The organism is Arthrobacter sp. 01T425 (assembly GCF_056398725.1).
The window spans coordinates 1-19608 of the sequence record NZ_JBFTPY010000027.1 but is presented as its reverse complement, the minus strand read 5'-3'; the positions used below and the strand labels follow the sequence as shown (position 1 = coordinate 19608).

General features: G+C 61.4%; 14 protein-coding genes. 6 read left to right on the top strand and 8 right to left on the bottom strand.

All coding sequences use genetic code 11. The features are described 5' to 3' along the window. The first annotated feature begins 149 nt into the window (after positions 1–149). Entirely contained in the window at positions 150–761 is a 612-nt protein-coding gene (locus AC1DNG_RS20435) for a TetR/AcrR family transcriptional regulator (RefSeq protein ID WP_476888138.1), read from the top strand. Between the two features lie 107 nt (positions 762–868). Here AC1DNG_RS20435 and AC1DNG_RS20430 read toward each other — a convergent pair whose 3' ends face one another. The 4 genes from AC1DNG_RS20430 to AC1DNG_RS20415 all read right to left on the bottom strand — a co-directional run bounded on the left by AC1DNG_RS20430 (position 869) and on the right by AC1DNG_RS20415 (position 6583). Then, positions 869–1600 (bottom strand): DDE-type integrase/transposase/recombinase, encoded by a 732-nt coding sequence (locus tag AC1DNG_RS20430; protein WP_476888137.1) that lies wholly within the window; start codon positions 1598–1600, stop codon positions 869–871. 443 nt (positions 1601–2043) lie between these two features. Then, a complete protein-coding gene (locus tag AC1DNG_RS20425) occupies positions 2044–2184 on the bottom strand; it encodes a transposase (protein WP_476888136.1) in 141 nt (46 codons plus the stop codon). Between the two features lie 52 nt (positions 2185–2236). Further along, positions 2237–4588: an ATP-binding protein gene (locus AC1DNG_RS20420; RefSeq protein WP_476888135.1), complete on the bottom strand. Its 2352-nt coding sequence runs from the start codon at positions 4586–4588 to the stop codon at positions 2237–2239. A gap of 162 nt (positions 4589–4750) precedes the next feature. Further along, the gene (locus AC1DNG_RS20415) at positions 4751–6583 is read right to left on the bottom strand and encodes a glycoside hydrolase family 15 protein (protein ID WP_476888134.1); all 1833 of its coding nucleotides are present in this window, start codon (positions 6581–6583) and stop codon (positions 4751–4753) included. A 1274-nt stretch (positions 6584–7857) separates the two neighbouring features. Here AC1DNG_RS20415 and aceA point away from each other — a divergent pair. From aceA to AC1DNG_RS20390, 5 genes are all read left to right on the top strand, one after another. Then, a complete protein-coding gene (aceA, locus tag AC1DNG_RS20410) occupies positions 7858–9189 on the top strand; it encodes an isocitrate lyase (RefSeq protein WP_476888133.1) in 1332 nt (443 codons plus the stop codon). A gap of 94 nt (positions 9190–9283) precedes the next feature. Beyond that, a complete protein-coding gene (gene aceB, locus AC1DNG_RS20405) occupies positions 9284–10936 on the top strand; it encodes a malate synthase A (RefSeq protein WP_476888132.1) in 1653 nt (550 codons plus the stop codon). 184 nt (positions 10937–11120) lie between these two features. Beyond that, positions 11121–12677, top strand: coding sequence for a Re/Si-specific NAD(P)(+) transhydrogenase subunit alpha (locus AC1DNG_RS20400; protein ID WP_476888131.1), 1557 nt, complete (start codon positions 11121–11123; stop codon positions 12675–12677). 17 nt (positions 12678–12694) lie between these two features. Continuing rightward, positions 12695–14146: a Re/Si-specific NAD(P)(+) transhydrogenase subunit beta gene (gene pntB / locus AC1DNG_RS20395; RefSeq protein WP_476888155.1), complete on the top strand. Its 1452-nt coding sequence runs from the start codon at positions 12695–12697 to the stop codon at positions 14144–14146. Positions 14147–14695: 549 nt separating this feature from the next. Beyond that, positions 14696–15067, top strand: a complete 372-nt coding sequence (locus tag AC1DNG_RS20390; RefSeq protein WP_476888130.1) for a hypothetical protein — start codon at positions 14696–14698, stop codon at positions 15065–15067. Between the two features lie 1106 nt (positions 15068–16173). Here the strand turns inward: AC1DNG_RS20390 and panB are convergent. The 4 genes from panB to AC1DNG_RS20370 all read right to left on the bottom strand — a co-directional run. Continuing rightward, complete coding sequence (gene panB / locus AC1DNG_RS20385) at positions 16174–17079, bottom strand: 3-methyl-2-oxobutanoate hydroxymethyltransferase (protein ID WP_476888129.1); 906 nt, start codon at positions 17077–17079, stop codon at positions 16174–16176. 3 nt (positions 17080–17082) lie between these two features. Beyond that, entirely contained in the window at positions 17083–17511 is a 429-nt protein-coding gene (gene panD / locus AC1DNG_RS20380) for an aspartate 1-decarboxylase (protein WP_476888128.1), read from the bottom strand. A gap of 290 nt (positions 17512–17801) precedes the next feature. After that, positions 17802–18938: a bifunctional 2-methylcitrate synthase/citrate synthase gene (locus AC1DNG_RS20375; protein WP_476888127.1), complete on the bottom strand. Its 1137-nt coding sequence runs from the start codon at positions 18936–18938 to the stop codon at positions 17802–17804. Positions 18939–18966: 28 nt separating this feature from the next. Next, on the bottom strand, positions 18967–19608 hold a 642-nt coding region (locus AC1DNG_RS20370), incomplete at its 5' end, for an isocitrate lyase/PEP mutase family protein (protein ID WP_476888126.1).

Below are 19608 nucleotides of genomic sequence, written 5' to 3'. Positions count from 1 at the left end.
GTGCACCAAGGAGCGCATCGGAGAGTGCGTGCCGCAGGTAAACTCCGCACTGCGGGGGAGTACGTTGTTCCTAGTCATCGTTGAACAGGCGGGTCCGAGCAACCGCTTTCGCCGTTACTATAGTGAACGAAGAACTAAGGGAGAACTACGTGAGTAATGCGGATAAACGTACTCGTGACCCCGTGGGAGCACGAAAAGCGTTGTTGATGGCAGGGCTCGAGCTGTTCGAAAAGCAGGGCTACGCCAGCACGTCCGTGCAGAGTGTTGCTGATGCGGCTGGTCTGACGAAGGGTGGTTTTTATCACCACTTCGACAGCAAAGGCGAGATGTTGCGTGCGATCCACGACGACTTCATCGGTGACCAGCTGAATCGTGCCCGCGCGGTGATGGCGAAGGCTGACATCACCACCGAGACTCGGCTGCGAATGTTGATCGAAGACGTCCTACTTGCAACGATGTCGCAGTACAAGGCAGAGATCGCCGTCTATCTGCAGGAACGACGATTCCTCCCCGAGGACCTCTTCAAAGACATTCAGAAAAAGCGTGATGAGTTCGAGCGCTATTTCGTGCAGGTCATCGAAGATGGCGTTGCGGAAGGGGTGTTCCGTGATCTCGGTCCGGCGCGCGTTATCGCCTTCGGCATCATTGGCATGAGCTCGTGGACCTACACGTGGTTCGACCTCTCTGGAAAGTTGACCGCAAAGCAGATCGGCGCGATGTACTCAGAGATGATCAGTGGCGGGCTGATCCAAAACCGTTAAACCTGGGACCAATCCCCAATCACCGCCCGGCGCGATAGATGCCCACGAAGCGGCCGCCCTTCCGCGCGAACAGCACCACAGTGAGGCCAGTCACGAGTTCGGGGTCCTTACCCGGCAGAGGTACATCGACCATCGGCGCCGCACGCGTAAACTCTTCGCCCGACCACGCCGAACATTCCGCCTGGGTGGCCGAAATAACCGGCTCCTATGGGTCTTTTGACCTGCCTTCCTGGAAACCTCTGCCGTGAACCGGTCGCTGACTGACCCGTTCTGACCCCGGAGTTTTGGGTGAAAAAGCCCAGGCTTGACGCTGTCGCCGACAGGGTGGACATGACTGTCGTGGGGACGCTGTCGAAATGCTGGCTCCTGGCTCCTGACTTGTTCACGCCCGGTCCGGCGGCAGTGCTTGTTGCTGCCCGGCCGCGGGGCTGACAGATCAACGCAAAGACACCCAAGGTGTCTATCCCAACATGGGTCAAGCCGTCACGGCCAGGACTTCCGAATCTACGGCTGATGATTCGACAAAGCGTCTGACAGTCCCAGCACACGCCGACCTTGCTTATGGACTGGGTCACCTTGTTAGTGCCGCACCATTTCGGGAATTCCTCAGACGTGTATTGGGTGCCCTGGTCGGAGTGGAAGATGACGGGGTGCTCGTCGAAGTAACCGTGGTTCCGGGCCATCCGCAGGGCTGCGGTGCACAGGCTGTCGCGCATGTGTTCGGCCATGGACCAGCCGATGACCATGCCGCCAAAGGGGTCGATGACAGTGGCCAGGTAGAGCCGCCCTCGCCGGTGCGCAGGTAGGTGATGCCTCCGATCAACCGGGTTCCTGGCCACGGTGGAGGTGAAGTCGCGTTTGCCCTAGTCATCGAGCATGTGGCTTTCGATGCGGGCGGTCTTGGCCTGGGGGTCCTGGAGCGTGGTTCGTTTCCATGGCCGTGCCGCCATCGAGCGCCGGAACTACGACTGATTCCCACGATCCGGCAGGCCTCAGAATTGTCCATCCCCTGTTTCATCAGCTGATCATAGTGAGCCCGTGCAGCGTTCTTCGGCGGGGGGCCCGGGATTTCCTCGGTCTTTTCAACTCTGCCAATTGCAACTCCTAATTCGCTCGGGTGTTGCAACGACCGCTAGACGCCAAGCCCACGAAACGGCTCAGTTTTCGACCATCACTGACACTCGACCTCGGCCTTTAGCGTGGCCTTCTCGGCCGGCGCCTACTGGTGCTCGTCCCACTGCACAGGGCCCCGGTCCTCAACTGGAACAGCGGTCACCTGTTCCTAGTCCCGATACCTGTGGATCCAGGTTCCCAGCGTGCTTTCCTTCACGCCGATCTCCTTCACCGGCCGGTCCGAGGACAAAACCAGCCGAACCGATTCCCCACGGAAAGAGGCATCGTATTTCTTCCTGCGCGTGGTCATCTGAAGGCGAAGCTCCCATCAAACTGTCTCACCAAACCATACGGCCGCAGTACTAGCTATCTGGAATGGACCGTTGGTTCACCCATGAGGCAATTTGCGTACGGGAAGTCATGCCGAGCCTTGCGAGAATGCCCTCAACATGTCCTTCGACAGTCCTGTTTGACAGTACAAGGCTGTCCGCGATTTCGCGATTGCTCCTACCTTCAGCGATAAGTGCTGCGATTTGGCTCTGCCTTCTTGTCAAGGCACCAGCATTTCTGTCGGAATTTCCCTCAAGCTCGGGAGCTTTGATGCCCATTACCTGAGCTCTTACTTCATCTGGGTTCATTCGATAGCCGCGCGCAACGGCTTCCCGATAGCGACGAGGGCCTAGCGCCTTAGCGGCGCGCGTGGCTGCTCTTCCATGTGCGCCGGCGAGGTCCGGACCGAAAAACGCAATACCACTTTCCACACTCTCCCAAATGCGAACCGCGATGCCTCTGATGACCGCTGCGTCCTCATATTTTCTTTGCTCAGTGAGTGAACTGGAGACGACTTCAAGGTTTAAGGCTGTGACGAGTTTGTCGTCGAATATCAGAGCACGACCCAAGCTCTCACGTGCATATCGGAGGGCACGTTCCGGATCCCCCTGTGCCCAGGCACTGTATCCCTTAGACCAAAGCGTCACAGACTTAACGTAAGTTTCTCCCACCATGTCGCTTAGCTCTATTGATTCGGCGGAAATCGCATCGGCCTTTTCAAAGTTGGGCATCAGCGCATACGTGATGCCCATCTGAAAGAGCACCAACATGATTCCCTCAATGCGGTTCGCGGCCCGATTGCGCGCCAAAGCTTCCTCGAACATCGAGGCCGCTCCGGACGGATCTCCTTCAAAAAGAAGGATCGTGCCGGACCAGGTGTGAATTTGGCTCTCAAGGTCATCGGCCTCTGCGTCGGAGATCTCCCCCTTGCTCTTCAGTTCTTCGGTGAGAGTTTCGCATTCTCTTAGACGTTCGCGTCCCCCTGCCAAGTCACCTTGGACCGAAGCTACCCAGGCTGCGATGCAAAGGGCGCGGGCCTTCGCGATCCCATGGAAAGTCGATGCCGCGAGAGTAAGGTCCAGCCATCGCCGGCCCTCGCTGACGAAGCCACCAACCATCCAGTGAAATCGAAGCGCTGTTACGAGCTCCAATGCTGAGACTTCTGCTGAGTCCGCGTGGGCTGTGAAATAGATGAGTGCCGCCCTGATGTTTTCGTGCTCCAAACGCAGTCGGCCAATCCATGCATTCTGTTTGTGAGACCAAAATTGTTCAGCACTGGATTCGGAAAGTGCCAAGAAGTACTGGGCATGACGTAGTCGAAGAGTTAATTCTTCACCGGCTTCTTGTGCGCGTTCAAGAGCATATTGTCGGATGGTTTCCAGGACCTGGTACCTGACGCTATTGGGCGTCACGATAGCGATCAGGATTGACTTGGAGACCAGGGAATCGACCACCCCTAGAATGGAGCTTCGGGGTAAGTCCTGATCGGAGCATATGTGCTCAATGGCATCGAGGTCGGTGCTTCCGGCGAACACGGCCATCCGGCGCCAGAGAAGCTTCTCCTCGGAAGTGCAGCGATCGTGGCTCCAGTCAATGAGCGCACGTAAGGTCCGTTGACGGGGCGGCGCAGTAGGGCTCCCGGAAGTCAATATCGCGAAACGGCTCTTAATTCGCTCCAGAAGTTGCCCGACACTCAATGACCGCAGGCGTACTGCAGCAAGTTCAAGTGCAAGAGGAATGCCGTCGAGTTGGATACAGAGTTCGGCTGCCGCGGCCACATTCTCGTTAGTGATCCGAAAATCAGGGGAGCTCGCTTTGGCCCGGTCGTAGAGAAATGCTATCGAGTCGAACCGACGAACAGCTGTTTCGTCCAATACCGCATCGGGTTGAGGGAGTTGTAACGGCAGAACCGGGACGACCCGTTCGCCTTTGATACCAAACGCTTCCCGGCTCGTGGCAAGAACGCTTAGACGGGGGCTGGTCTCAAGGAGTCCCTCGATCAGTGCCCGGCAACCTGACAGAACGTGCTCGCAGTTATCCAGTAGCACGAGCAAGTGCCGTTCCGAAAGATACGCAGTCAGTTGACCTGAAGCGCTCGACGTGGACGTCGCGCGAATCTCGAGGGCGGATACCAGGGCTTCTGGGACCAGCGTAGGGTCGCTCAAGGGGGCAAGTTCCACGAGCCAGACGCCATCGTCGAATGCCTGTCTGACCGTCGCGCCTACATGAAGGGCGAGCCGTGTTTTTCCGACTCCACCGGGTCCTACGAGGGTCACAAGCCGTGACTCCGCCATGGCCTGGCGCACGTTTGCAATTTCGCTCCGCCGGCCAACGAAGCTGGTCAACTGCAGCCTCAGGTTCCCTATTCCCTTAGCTGACGTCATTGTCTAAGTAGGTTTCTCATCGTCCACCCATCTGCAGTCCTCGGCTCATGCACGGCCGCGGTGCCCGGAACTAGGACCCGGTAAACGTGGGAAGCCAGGTGGCCTAGGCCGGGCCGGTCCAACGCTCACGGCCCTGGTCCCATAGTTAAGACTGTCCTCGATTCAAGCGTCCTCTGGCTTTGACCCTTTCGGATCCGTAATTGCAAGGCTCAGCCGGTCAACTCCGTGCATCGCGTCAGCAGCCCGTACGAGGGCCAGATGTGAAAAGGCTTGCGGGAAATTGCCAGCCATCCGGTTCTGGACGGCATCAAATTCCTCACTGAGGAGACCCAATTCATTGGCTAATCCCATCAGCTGATCCATGAGGTTTCTAGCGTCCATTCGGCGGCTAGTACGGGCATACTGCTCCACCAGCCAGAACGAACAGGCGAGAAAAGGGTGCTCGCCGGGTTCAAGTCCGTCCACCCCGGTCTCCGTCAGATATCGCAACAAGAGGCCTCTGCTGGTCACCAGTTCACTTTCGATCCGTGCGACGGTACCAAGCATGCGTTCGTCGTCGTAGGCAAGGAACCCCACCTGTGGAAGCACCAGCAGCGCTGCATCGGTTTGAGTGCCGCCGTAGCTTTGCGTGAATGTATTGAGGCTGCGATTGAAGCCCCGATCCATGACTTCTGCCCGCAAGTGGTTCCGAATCTCCTCCCAATGATCAGCCGGCCCAGTAAGGCCATGGTTGCGCACCCCCCGAACGCCGCAGTCGAACGCAGCCCACATCATGACGCGCGAGTGAGTGAAGTATCGGGCGGAACCGCGCACCTCCCACAAGCCAAAGTCCTCATCATCGAAGTGCTTCTCGACAAAGGACAGGAGCCCGCGCTGAAGCGCCCAGGAAAAGGAATCTTCTCTGGCTCCTGCGAGCCGAAGTCTTTCCAGCGCCACCATCACTTCCCCGACCACGTCCGCTTGGTACTGCGAGGACGCGGCATTCCCTATACGAACGGGGGCGGCGCCGTTATATCCCGGAAGGTGTTCCAGGACCCTCTCGGGCAGGTCACGCTCGCCAGCTACGCCATACATGATCTGCATGTCTTTTGGTTCTCCGGCCAAGGCTCGCAGCAACCAGTCGCGCCACTTCAGGGCCTCAGACTCGTAGCCGTGCGTCAGCATGGATTCGAGGGTAAGTGCGGCGTCCCGAAGCCAGCAGTAGCGGTAGTCCCAGTTCCGTGATCCGCCGAACTCTTCCGGCAGCGAAGTCGTGGGGGCTGCGACGATGCCGCCGGTTTCGAAGTGAGTCAAAGCCCGCAACACGAGGAGGGAGCGTTTGACCATGGGGCTATAGGGCCCATCCTGACGACAATTGCCTCCCCAGGTTTTCCAATAGCTCAGCGCTTCGTTAAGCGCCCCGTCAAAATCGGTCGGCTCAGGAAGCGGCCGGTAGGACGAAAACCATGCCAGCTCGAAGTCAAGAAGCTCGCCTGCGGAGATGGCGAATGTATTGCTGTGACCGTGAGGGTGGGGGGCCGGCAAGAAGTCGCAATGCAGCGCCCAAGCGTCTGGCCCAGCCATGGCAAGCAAGGTGTGCTGTCGACCGGAGCGAACACGACTGATCCACGGTTTGAGTGCGCCGTACTCGGGCCGGATTGTCAGTTCCTGACAGACCGAAACGACACCCTCGAGTCCAATAACGCGCCGCAAGAGCGATGATCCTTGCCCCCCGACCGGCATGAAATCGACGACTTGGACGCGCCCTTGTATCGTTTGCCAGGTTGTCTCCAAGACGAAGGTAGATTCAACATAGTGTCGGTCGATCACTCGTGCAGAGCCGTGGTCAGGTGCAATACTCCACCGGCCGTGCTCCTCATGTCCCAGGAGTGCCGCAAAGACCGATGGCGAATCGAAGCGCGGAAAGCAGAGCCAGTCGACGCTCCCCTGTTTGGACACGAGAACCCCGGTAGCGAGATCCGACAACAGCGCGTAGTCCTCGATTGGTGCCGCCATATGCCAACTAAAGCACAAAAGCTGTGCTCTTCGGCATAGCGTGACCTCTGCTTTCTGGCAGACAGCGGGACTGGGCAGGGGACTTTTGAGCTTCGAAGCAGGGCGTCCGCGGGCCGTGATCCCATGGGAATCGAAGATCGACCAAGGGGGCACATTCCCCTCGTGCGCTTTGCAATCAGGTAGCCAGTCACGTAGTTTCCCCCATCCTCAGAACTTCAGTTCACGACAGGCTGAAGGTGCAAAGAACTCTGGAACCACTCTTATTGCAGGAAAGGGAGCGCTTAGGCGATGACACGAGAACAAGCATATTTACGGTGCCCAGCCGACTCATACGTGGAGTACTACGGTGAGGAATGGCTGATTGTCCCCTACGCGCCGGTTGAACAGCCTCGGTTCTTCGTGTGCCATCCTGGTGGCCAGGAACGCAGAACGAATGTCATCTCTCACGCCACGGTTTAGGAAGCCCTTGGGGCAAGATCCCAAATCGCCTAAAAGGGTGGCCCACTGGCGTGACCACTGATAGCACATCGATAATTTGAGATCATCAAGGCAACGGTGCAAGACCTAATCCTTTGAGGTCGGCCACAGGGATGGGCGCATTACAAAGGCGTATGAGACAAGCCACTCCCTACCTGCCAAGAAATCTCAGCCGGGGCTGCAGTTTACGCGGCGACTACATGCCTCACACTCAACAAGACAAGGCCGGCGGCCGCGGAGCCGACCATGAACGGTCGTAACGACCAATGAAGAACTAAGAATGCAACTGATCATTGCTGATTTGCCGACAAGGAGACTCAGCTGAGGTCAGCGCTGGGATCTGCTATTCATGCAGCCAAAGTTGACAAGGCCTGCGGCGTGCTCCTCACTCGTCACAATTGCGCAATATACACCGTCGCCCTATGTCCGACGGTTCCGTGCCGGCAGATATATAACTAGACCTGTTCCCCAGCCCCAGCGGGTTGACCGAGAGAGCCGGGCATCTATGTGGGGGTACAAACCCCTGATTTATGACAGCGCGGACACGGTCGAAGCCAGTCATGATCGCCTGGTCGGAGCTTGGACCGTGTGGGCGCCTCCGAAAGAAGGAACGGGCGGTTGTTCCGAACGGAGATTTCTTTAGCAAACGAGAATAAACGCACTTCTTTCCACAAATTTTCTTAGTCAAGTGGATGAAGGTGCTGAATAGTGGTGATTTGGGAAAGAAGCACCACACAGAAGATCCGTGTAGAGCCGCAAAGGCGGCCTTCCCTCCAGACTCAATCAAGGAGACAAAGATGACTGCAGCATTTGAGCCCACCCCGCAGACGCCCGGGCAGCAGGCCGCGGCACTGGAGCTCGAGTGGGCCGCCAACCCGCGCTGGGAAGGTGTGACCCGTGATTACAAGGCAACGGACGTCGTCCGCCTCCGCGGCCGCGTCTCCGAAGAGCACACGCTGGCCCGCCGCGGTTCCGAAAAGCTGTGGAAGCAGCTCACCGAGGAGCACAAGGAAGGCAAGTACACCAACGCCCTGGGCGCGCTGACCGGCAACCAGGCGGTGCAGCAGGTCAAGGCCGGGCTGCGCGCCATCTACCTCTCCGGCTGGCAGGTCGCCGCGGACGCCAACAACTCCGGCCACACGTACCCGGACCAGTCGCTCTACCCCGCGAACTCGGTCCCCACGGTTGTCCGGCGCATCAACAACGCCCTGCTCCGCGCGGACCAGATCGAGTTCTCCGAGGGCATCCAGACGGTCGAGGACTGGATGGTCCCGATCGTGGCCGACGCCGAGGCCGGCTTCGGCGGCCCGCTGAACGCCTATGAGCTGATGAAGTCGATGATCCAGGCCGGCGCCGCGGGCGTGCACTGGGAAGACCAGCTCGCCTCGGAAAAGAAGTGCGGCCACCTCGGCGGCAAGGTCCTGATCCCCACCCAGCAGCATGTCCGGACGCTGAACGCGGCCCGCCTTGCCGCCGACGTCGCCGGCACGCCGTCGGTCATCATCGCCCGCACCGACGCGGAGGCGGCCACCCTGATCACCTCCGACGTCGACGAGCGTGACCAGGAATTCATCCTCCGCGAAGGCGGCCAGCCGGTCCGGACCCCGGAGGGCTTCTACAAGGTCCGCAACGGGATCGAACCGTGCATCGCCCGCGCCAAGGCCTACGCCCCGTACTCCGACCTCATCTGGATGGAGACCGGCACCCCGGACCTGGAGCTGGCCCGCAAGTTCGCCGAAGCGGTCAAGGCCGAGTTCCCGGACCAGATGCTCTCCTACAACTGCTCGCCGTCGTTCAACTGGCGCAAGCACCTGGACGACGCCACGATCGCGAAGTTCCAGCGCGAACTTGGCGCCATGGGCTTCACGTTCCAGTTCATTACCCTGGCCGGCTTCCATGCCCTGAACTACTCGATGTTCGACCTCGCCCACGGCTACGCCCGGGAAGGCATGAGCGCGTACGTCGAGCTGCAGGAGAAGGAATTCGCCTCCGAGTCCCGCGGCTATACCGCAACCAAGCACCAGCGCGAAGTCGGCACCGGCTACTTCGACGACATCGCGACCGCGCTCAACCCGAACGCATCCACTTTGGCCCTGGTGGGATCCACCGAAGAAGGCCAGTTCCACTAAACACTTCCCCAACTAGATAGCAGCAGGGGCCGTTTGGGAGGCTCAAAACAGTCCCTGCTGCGAGTCAGTTGGGCACTGCATCAGGAGAACTCCGATGAACAGCTTCACTGACAACTTCACTCTTAATGGCATTACGCTGACGGCTCCTGCAGTTCGACGGCAGGACGAGATCCTGACCCCAGAGGCACTGGAATTTATCTCGACCTTGCACTGGTCGACCGAAGAACGTCGGCAGGAGTTGCTGAAAGCCCGGCAGGCTCGGCGGGCGGCAATTCGGGGGGGCCAGGATCCGCGGTTCCTGCGCGAGACCGAGTCCGTCCGCAACGACCCGAACTGGCGCGTCGCTCCCCCGGCCCCGGGTCTGGAGGACCGCCGCGTGGAGATCACCGGGCCGGTCGATAAGAAGATGACCATCAACGCGCTGAACTCCGGCGCCAAGGTGTGGCTCGCGGACATGGAGGACTCCTCCACCCCCACGTGGCGGAACGTCATTAAGGGCCAGCTGAACCTCACGGACGCGCTGGAACGCCGGATCGACTTCACCTCACCCGAGGGCAAGGAGTACAAGCTCCGCGCCGCCGAAGACCTTCCGACGATCGTGGTCCGTCCCCGCGGCTGGCACCTGCCGGAAAAGCACATGCTCATCGACGGCACGCCCGTTGCCGGCGGAATCGTGGACTTCGGCCTGTACTTCTTCCACAACGCCCGCCGCCTGATCGCCCAGGGCAAGGGCCCATACTTCTACCTGCCCAAGATCGAGAACCACCTCGAAGCCCGGCTGTGGAACGACATCTTCATCCTGGCCCAGGACCTGCTGGGCATCCCGCAGGGCACCATCCGCGCCACCGTGCTGATCGAGACCATCACCGCCGCGTTCGAGATGGAGGAGATCCTCTACGAACTCCGCGACCACGCCGCGGGCCTGAACGCCGGCCGCTGGGACTACATCTTCTCCCTGATCAAGAACTTCCGCACCCGCGGGCCCCGCTTCGTGCTGCCGGACCGCAGCCAGGTCACCATGACCCAGCCGTTCATGCGGGCCTACACCGAACAGCTCGTCCGGGCCTGCCACAAGCGCGGCGCCATGGCGATCGGCGGCATGGCCGCGGCTGTCCCCAACCGCAAAGACCAGGAGGCCAACACGATCGCCTTCGAGAAGGTCCGCGCGGACAAGACCCGCGAGGCCGGCGACGGCTTCGACGGCTCCTGGGTGGCCCACCCGGACCTCGTGCCGGTCTGCCGCGAGGTGTTCGACGGCGTCCTGGACGAGCGTCCGAACCAGCTCGAGCGCCTCCGCGAGGACGTCACCCCGGACGACCGCGCCCTCATCGACCTCTCCGCGACCACCGGAACCATCACCGAACAGGGCATCCGGAACAACATCGAAGTCGGGATCCGCTACATCGAGTCCTGGCTGCGCGGCAACGGCGCTGTGGCCATCCACAACCTGATGGAGGACGCCGCCACCGCGGAGATCTCCCGCTCGCAGCTCTGGCAATGGATCTTCTCCCGGGCCATCACCGACCACGGCGACGTCATCACCCGGGAATGGGTCGAGGACATGCTGGACGAGGAATTCGCCAAGCTGGAACGCTTCGACGGGGACCGCTTCGAAGACGCCCGTGACATCTTCGAGGAAGTCACCCTCAGCCCGGACTTCCCCTCCTTCCTAACCCTCCCCGCCTACGCCAATTACCTGACGGAGCCCCGCGAAAGGGACATCGTGGAGGAACTCGCCACGGCGTGAGCCCCTTAGAAACTCCGCTCGCCGGGCCGGCACGCCCTTCGCAACAGGAAACCCCGAAATCCGGGGAGCCGGCCCGGCGACGGAACCCATAGTGGGCGCTGCTCTTCCTCGAAAGAAAGAACAGACCCCGGTTGTCTCCCTGCGGCTGAATGCCCTGGGCCCAACATTTTAGAGAGAGAAAATAGTGACACGGATTGGCATCGTGGCCGAGTTAGGTTATGAGACCCGGGTGGCAGCGACACCCATCACCGTCGGGCAGCTGGCGGAGTTAGGCTACGACGTCGTGGTCGAAAAGGGCGCGGGAGAGTCAGCCTCCTTCCCAGACGACGCATATGTCGCGGCTGGTGCACTCATTGTGGGCGCCGATGAGGCGTGGGGCAGTGAGGTGGTGTTGAGGATCAATCCGCCCACGGAGGACGAGATCGGCCGGCTGGCCGACGGCGCAACCCTGATTGGAATGCTGAGCCCGGCGCTGCGGCCGGAGCTGGTGGAGGCGCTGGCGGCCCGTCCGATCACGGCACTGGCGTTGGATGCCGTGCCGCGGATCTCGCGGGCGCAGTCGATGGACGTCCTGAGCTCCATGGCGAACATTGCCGGGTACCGGGCTGTGATTGAGGCAGCCCACGAGTTCGGGCGGTTTTTCACGGGACAGGTGACCGCGGCGGGCAAAGTTCCCCCGGCGAAAGTCCTGGTCGCGGGTGCCGGCGTTGCCGGTCTGGCAGCGATCGGGGCGGCGAGCAGTCTCGGTGCGATCGTGCGTGCGACGGACCCCCGGCCCGAGGTGGCTGACCAGGTGAAGTCCATCGGCGGGGTCTACCTCAAGGTCGAGGTCGAGGAAGAGATGAAGTCCGCCGACGGGTACGCCAAGGCCACGTCCGAGGCATACAACGCCCGGGCAGCCGAGATCTACACCGAGCAGGCGGCCGATGTTGACATCATCATCACTACGGCCCTAATCCCCGGGCGTCCGGCACCGAAGCTGCTCACCGCCGAAGATGTGGCCGGCATGAAGTCCGGCAGCGTCATCGTTGACATGGCTGCCGGGCAGGGAGGCAACGTGGAAGGCTCGGTCGCCGGAGAACGGGTGGTGTCCGACAACGGCGTGGTCATCCTGGGCTACACCGACCTTCCCGCACGGCTCCCGGCCCAGGCCTCCCAGCTGTACGGCACGAACATGCTGAACCTGCTCAAACTCCTCACCAAAGACAAAGACGGACAACTCAGGATCGATTTCGACGACGTCGTGCAGCGCTCCGTCACGGTGGTGCGCAACGGCGAGAAAACCTGGCCGCCGCCACCGGTCCAGGTCTCCGCCGCACCCCAAGTGAAGACGGAAGCCGGGACGGCTGCCAACAATACTGAGCCGAAGAAGAAGCAAGGCCTCAGCCCTGCCGGTAAGGCCGGGCTCTTCGCTGCCGGTATCGCGGTGCTGTTCGCGATCAACGCCGTGGCCCCGGCACCGCTGCCACAGCACTTCACCGTGCTGATGCTTTCGATCGTGGTCGGCTTCTACGTCATCGGCAAAGTCCACCACGCCCTGCACACCCCGCTGATGTCCGTCACCAACGCCATCTCAGGAATCATCGTCGTCGGGGCCCTGCTGCAGATCACCTCGGACAACCCTGTCATGCAGATTCTCGCCGCCGTCGCGGTCCTGCTGGCCAGCATCAACATCTTCGGCGGCTTCGCCGTCACCCGGCGCATGCTCGCGATGTTCTCCGCCGGGAAGGCACGTTCATGAGCGCCGGACCCGAAGCAATGCGAATTTTAACGAGGAGCCTTACCGTGTCTGACACCGTCTCCGGTCCGTTGACCGCCGACTCCATCGCCGGCGCGGCCTACATCGTCGCGGCCCTGCTGTTTATCCTCAGCCTCGCAGGGCTGAGCAAACACGAAAAAGCCCGCGCAGGAGTCATCTACGGCATCACCGGGATGATCATCGCCCTCGCCGCGACCATCTGGCTGACCCTGCAGGGCGCCTGGGGTACCGGCGCCGGCCGCACCGGCCTGGTCCTGCTCGTCGCCGCGGTCCTGGTCGGCGGCGCCATCGGATTGTGGCGCGCCCGCGTCGTTCAGATGACCGGCATGCCCGAACTCATCGCCCTGCTCCACAGCTTCGTTGGCCTCGCCGCCGTCCTGGTCGGCTGGAACGGGCACCTGGAGGCCCCCGATCTGCCCGAGGACCTCATGGCGGTCCATCATGCCGAGGTCTTCATCGGCGTCTTCATCGGAGCGGTCACCTTCACCGGCTCCGTCGTGGCGTTCCTGAAACTCTCGGCCCGGATGAAATCCTCCCCGCTCATGTTGCCCGGAAAGAACGCGATCAACCTCGGCGCCCTCGTCGCGTTTGCGGCGCTCACGGTCTGGTACGTCAACGACTCCCAGCTCGGGCTGCTGGTTGTTGTTACCGTGCTTGCCCTGGGGCTGGGCTGGCATCTCGTGGCCTCCATCGGCGGCGGTGACATGCCCGTCGTCGTCTCCATGCTCAACAGCTACTCCGGCTGGGCCGCCGCAGCCGCAGGCTTCCTGCTCAACAACGACCTGCTGATCATCACAGGTGCCCTGGTCGGCTCCTCGGGTGCGTACCTGTCCTACATCATGTGCAATGCCATGAACCGGTCCTTCATCTCCGTGATCGCCGGCGGGTTCGGGATCGCCGCCCCGGCGGCGGCGGATGCGGAGTACGGCGAGCACCGCGAAATCACCGCCCAGGCCACCGCGGAGATGCTGACCAACGCCTCGTCCGTCGTCATCACCCCCGGCTACGGCATGGCAGTGGCCCAGGCCCAGTACCCCGTGGCCGAACTCGCAAACCAGCTCCGCGAACGAGGCGTGAACGTCCGGTTCGGCATCCACCCGGTCGCCGGGCGTCTGCCCGGACACATGAACGTGCTCCTCGCCGAAGCGAAAGTCCCCTACGACATCGTCCTGGAAATGGACGAAATCAACGAAGACCTCGGGGATACCTCCGTGGTCCTGGTAATCGGGGCCAACGACACCGTCAACCCCTCCGCGGCCGAGGACCCCTCCAGCCCCATCGCCGGAATGCCCGTGCTCCGCGTCTGGGAGGCAGACAACGTCATCGTCTTCAAACGATCCATGGCCGCCGGCTACGCAGGCGTCCAAAACCCCCTCTTCTACCGCGACAACTCCCAAATGCTCTTCGGCGACGCCAAACAACGCGTCGAAGACATCCTCCGCGCCTTCTAAAGGGAAGAACCCCATGCTCAGACGCCGAGTTCCATATATCCCCGCTCGGAAGATATTCCAATCCGGCGTGCGCGAGCATGAGTTTCTCCTCCACCACAAGGACGCGTTGTTGGAGCAGGACCAACACCAAAGTTGGCCTTCATAAACCTTGAAGTGAATATACAACATCCAATGACGATCCGAGCGCCAAGTCGATGTTCCGCCCCTTCTTCTGCTGAAAACACTTCTTGGAAAGCGAACCAGGGCGACCATACCGGCGCTTCCCCGTTCGCGCCAGGGGCATCTGCCGTCTGTAAAACACCGATCTCCTGTCATTTGAGTAAGGATTCACGACCATGCAAATAGCGCCCGATCATCTCGTGGTAGCCGTACAAACCCGAAAGGAGTTAGATGCCGCGATTGACCGGGCGCTGGAGCTCTCGAAGCCCGTGGCCATGACCGAACGAGCCGGCATCCTGGTAACGCGGCTCACCCCAGGCCGCTACGAGGTTCGGCTCAAAGCTGAGGTGCCACCGGGCACGACAAGGGAAAGCTGGGGCGAGTCCTCCGATGAACCAAGATAACGGCGGCATCGCCGGCGAGACGACCGCGAGCTTGATGCTGTGCGCAAGCCCCACGGACGGCCAAGCTACCTGCTCGCTGTGGAAGGCGGCTGTCAACCTCGAGGCGGGACGAAACGGACCAAAAGAGTGCCCCACCAGATGTGAAATCGAAGCTTTCCTGTTACTTGCGCCCGGGCACCGAATCGTTTTTATGGATCACGAAACCGGTATAGTCCAGCGCGGGGTGGTTGACTCGCCCTTTCCAGAACGCGCGTTTGTCTGGGTGGTCACGGATTTAGGCGAGCGAAAGCTGCTCGACATTGCTCTCCACACCGTCTGGCGACCGAACGTACGTCAAGTCTGCGGCAGTCAGGGATAAGAATCCGGCAACACCTGATTTCGGATCAGTCGACCACGGATCTTGGCGAGAATACAACTTGGCGTGATGCCCGCGGTGCGCCACACCTTCACGCGAGTAGGAAAGACAGCAGCCATGCTAGAAACCCATTAACAGATATCTTCCCCGGCGAAGCTTGGAACGCCTCCCCAAGAAAGACGTTCTCTGCAGCCTTGGTGGCCGCGGCAGGTCCGCGGCCGCCAAGGGAACCACGATCGAAGTTCGCCCTTTTCGTGGCGCAGTTCCAGTTTGTCGATCCAGGATCGTCGGGTCTAGTGGAGATGAACTCGTCCGGAACCGACGGTGCCACGTTGACCAACGGTGGGGAAGGATCCCTCCGTCGGGGTCCCAGCACCGCAAGGTAGCGCACCTCTGGTTGATCCGCGGTCCGGACGGGCATGCGTCACCCGAGACGTTCCTGGTTGATGTTGATACGGCAATCATTCGAGCAGCGGTCTCCCTTACGCATCCAAGGCAGCTGCGGCCGATATTCGCTGCCGTTCTCCGGGACTTCTCCGCCAGGGACGGCTTACCGATATCGGACCTTGGGAATTGCTATGCAGGGCCGGTCGGCCTGACCTAACTGATCGCTCTCTGGATCGATCAGTTGGGCCTCCTTGAAGCGCCGTGAAAACCGTCTCGATCAGGTCTAGGCTGATCGGCTGATCCTCTAGATTTTGCCGATGTTTTCGTGCCGCTGAGGGCCCGGATCTGTTCAACGCCTTCGGCTCCCTCCGACTCCATCTCAGAAGCGGGAGTTGTGTGGTCCCGCCTCGAGCGCGGATAAAGACTAGTCCAAACCTCAAACCCGGAAGCGGCATCTATGAATTCCCGCTGACATGCGGCGTCCGGGACAATCCATAAGCCGGAGGCGTCGGGCATGGCGTCATCAACTAACCCCTTGCGATACAACCCTCCGTCGAGCCAGACCTCGACGATCTCGCCCACTGCCATTGGTCGGTGCGGTGCATGCTGGCATGACTTCCACTCTGGGACTTCATACGGAAATGTCTTCCTTCTCTGGTGTCGGCCATCTTTGTGTATGGATCACTTCTGCCCAGTCTTGAGCCAGGATGGCCCGAGGCCGTTTAGAAGGTGTGCTCGACGCCGGGAAACTGCCCCGAGCGGACCTCCGCGCCGTACGCCTTGGCTGCGTCGCTGAGTATGGTCCGGATGTCCGCATACTGCTTGACGAATTTAGCCATCTTTCCACCGCGCAGGCCGGCCATGTCGGGCCACACGAGGACCTGCCCGGTGGTCCCGTTCCCGGCACCGATGCCGATCGTCGGAACGGAAACGCCGGCATCAACGGCCGTTGCGGTTTCGGCCGGCACCATTTCCATGAGCACGCAAAAGGCGCCAGCCTCGGTAAGGGCCACCGCGTCCTGGATCAGCCGCTGGGCGTCATCCCCCCGGCCCTGGACCCGGTAGCCGCCAAGGGCGTGTTCGCTTTGCGGGGTGAAGCCGATGTGCGCCATCACCGGGATGCCGGCCTGGACCATGGCCCGGACGGTCTCCGCGTAAAAGCTGCCCGCTTCGATTTTCACCGCGTGGGCGAGGCCCTCCTTGAGGAACCGGACACCCGTGGCCACCGCCTGTTGCGCGGACACCTCGTAACTGCCAAACGGCAGGTCGGCGACCACGAGGGCGCGCTTTGCCGAACGCGCGACTGCCCGGCACAGCGGCAGCAGTTCATCCACTGTGACTGGCAGGCTGGTTTCATTTCCGAAGACGTTGTTGGACGCCGAATCGCCCACCAGCAGGACCTCAATGCCCGCCTGGTCGAATATCTCCGCGGTGTACTGGTCATAGGCCGTGAGCATGGCGAAATGCTCGCCCTTGGCCTTGGCCTGCTGCAGATGATGGATCCGGATCCTGCCCGCGGGGAACCTTGCGGCATCCGAAGCCGGAACACCGGTCCCGGAAGGACCGGTTCCGTAAGGTGCCGGAACCTCCGCGGAGGTGCCTTCTTCAGGGCTGTTGCTGATGGTCATGAATTAGTTCACCGAGGTGTTGTTCAATGCGAAGGGCGGGCGGATCAGCCCAGGGGTGATGCCTTCGGCGGGGTCGTTGCCGAGGTGAAGGATCCTGTTGTGCTGGTCTACGTGCACAACTTTGGGGTCGTAGGCCTTGGCTTCGTCCGTGGTCATGTTCGCGTAGGTGATGAGAATGACTGTGTCGTTTTCATGGATCAGGTGTGCGGCAGGGCCGTTGATGCCGATGACACCGGAGCCACGTTCGCCGGCGATGGTGTAGGTTTCCAGGCGGGATCCGTTGGTGACGTCGACGATCGCGACGAGCTCGCCCGGCAGGATGTCAGCCGCCTCCAACAGGTCCAGGTCTACGGTGACGGAGCCGACGTAGTGCAGGTCCGCGTGCGTGACGGTGGCGCGGTGGATTTTGGACTTGAACATCGTACGAGTCATCAAATGCATGGGAGATTACATTTCTAAAGGTTCGTTGACGCAGGCGGCGTGGTGGGTGGGTAAGTGCGGGTGGTCGTGTCAAGGGTCGAAATGGCTTGGAAGAGGCGGTCTGTGACTGTGACGGTTGCCCCGACGCCATCAATTTCTCGTGCAGGCGGCCTCTGACCGTTCGAGGCGAGGAAGGGCTTGGTGGACCGGCGGTGAGGTGCCGTAAAACGTTGCGAATAGTTGATGATCCGGGTGATCATCCGACACCTCACCGCTGGAATTGGGGCAGCGAAGGCTGCCAGCTAGATGGAACGCTGCTCGTGCCCGTTGTATTCGCTCAGCGGGCGGATGAGGGAGTTGGCCGCGGCCTGTTCCATGATGTGTGCTGTCCAGCCGGTGATGCGGCTGGCGACGAACAACGGGGTGAAGGTTTGAGTGTCGAAGCCCATGAGGTGGTACGTGGGTCCGGCCGGGTAGTCGAGGTTGGGCTTGATGGCCTTGGCCTCGCCCATCGCCTGCTCAAGCCCGTTGTAGAGGCCCAGGAGTTCAGGCCGGCCGTAGTGGGCGATCATCTTGTCCAGGGCGGCCTTCATGGTGGGCACGCGGGAGTCGCCGTGTTTGTAGACTCGGTGGCCGAAGCCCATGACCTTCTTCTTCTGGGACAAGGCGTCCTCCATCCAGGCCTTGGCCCGGACGGCGGCATCCCCCACGGATTCCTCGGGCCGGATGCCGATCTCGTCGAAGGTGTGCATCACTGCTTCATTGGCGCCGCCGTGCAGCGGACCCTTGAGGGCCCCGATGGCGCCGGTCACTGCCGAGTGAAGATCCGAAAGAGTGGAGGTGACCACGCGAGCGGTGAAGGTCGAGGCGTTGAAGGAATGCTCCGCGTACAGGATCATCGAGACGTTAAAGGCCTCGACGACCTCGTCCACGGGGTCTTCGCCGAAGGTCATCCAGAGGAAGTTGGCTGAATAGCCCAGATCGTCCCGGGGTTCGACGATCTTCTGGCCGCGCCGGCGGCGCTGGTCGTACGCCACGATTGCCGGCATCGCAGCCCACAGGTCGATGGCTTTTTTCATGTTGACTCCGGGCGAAGAGTGCTCCGCCAGCGGGTGCCGTGCCCCCAGCACCGAGGCTGCCGTGCGGCAAACGTCCATGGGGTGAGCGTCAGTGGGCAAGGCGTCGATAATCGCCATGAGTGCAGGGTCGAGTGCCCGGCCCGCCCTCTCGCGCGCGGTGAACCCGGCAAGCTGCTCCGCGTTGGGCAGTTCGCCGTTCCAGAGCAGGTAGGCAACCTCTTCGAAGCTGCACTTGGCGGCGAGCTCCTGGACCGGGTACCCGCGGTACAGCAGAGAGTTGGTCTCTGCGTTGACCTTTGAGACGGCGGTGTAGTCCACCACGACGCCGGCGAGGCCTTTCTTGATCTCAATTTCAGCCATGCTGAACTCCTTCGTTGCAGTCTTTGTACTAGCGAATGTCCGGGATCTGGAAGTTGAAGACGTCGGAATCGAATTTGTTGTATGCCTCGTAGTCCACGAGGTCGTAGAGCCGTGCACGGGTGAGCATTTCAGGTACGCGTACCTGTTGGCTTCCCAGGCTCTTGAGCGTGTCCAGGACCCGTTCGGTAGCGCCCATGGCACTACGGAGCAGCGTCACCGGATAAATGACCATATTGACGCCGACGCCGGCCAGCTCCTCCACGGTGAACAAGGCACTCTGGCCGAATTCGGTCATGTTGGCCAGGATCGGGACATCAACGGCATCGCGGATGGCCTGGAATTCGGCCAGGTCCTTCATCGCCTCCGGGAAAATTGCGTCCGCACCGGCCTCCACGAGCGCTTTGGCGCGCTCCTGGGCGGCCTCGAGCCCGTCCGTGGCGCGGATGTCGGTCCGGGCCATGATCAGGAAGTTCGGGTCACGGCGGGCATCGGCCGCGGCCCGGATCCGCTTGGTGGCGGTCTCCAGGTCCACGACGTTCTTCCCGTCGAGGTGGCCGCAGCGCTTGGGGTTGAACTGGTCCTCGATGTGGCAGCCGGCCAGGCCGGCGTTCTCGAGTTCCTGGACCGACCGGGCCACGTTCATGGGCTCACCGAAGCCGGTGTCGGCGTC

Bases quoted from the DNA above. Each gene is read 5' to 3' on its own strand.
- panD (WP_476888128.1), bottom strand. From the start codon at position 17,511: ATGACTCGTACGATGTTCAAGTCCAAAATCCACCGCGCCACCGTCACG.
- AC1DNG_RS20420 (WP_476888135.1), bottom strand. From the start codon at position 4,588: ATGACGTCAGCTAAGGGAATAGGGAACCTGAGGCTGCAGTTGACCAGC.
- aceA (WP_476888133.1), top strand. From the start codon at position 7,858: ATGACTGCAGCATTTGAGCCCACCCCGCAGACGCCCGGGCAGCAGGCC.
- AC1DNG_RS20390 (WP_476888130.1), top strand. From the start codon at position 14,696: ATGAACCAAGATAACGGCGGCATCGCCGGCGAGACGACCGCGAGCTTG.
- panB (WP_476888129.1), bottom strand. From the start codon at position 17,079: ATGACCATCAGCAACAGCCCTGAAGAAGGCACCTCCGCGGAGGTTCCG.
- aceB (WP_476888132.1), top strand. From the start codon at position 9,284: ATGAACAGCTTCACTGACAACTTCACTCTTAATGGCATTACGCTGACG.
- pntB (WP_476888155.1), top strand. From the start codon at position 12,695: ATGCGAATTTTAACGAGGAGCCTTACCGTGTCTGACACCGTCTCCGGT.
- AC1DNG_RS20375 (WP_476888127.1), bottom strand. From the start codon at position 18,938: ATGGCTGAAATTGAGATCAAGAAAGGCCTCGCCGGCGTCGTGGTGGAC.
- AC1DNG_RS20425 (WP_476888136.1), bottom strand. From the start codon at position 2,184: ATGACCACGCGCAGGAAGAAATACGATGCCTCTTTCCGTGGGGAATCG.
- AC1DNG_RS20415 (WP_476888134.1), bottom strand. From the start codon at position 6,583: ATGGCGGCACCAATCGAGGACTACGCGCTGTTGTCGGATCTCGCTACC.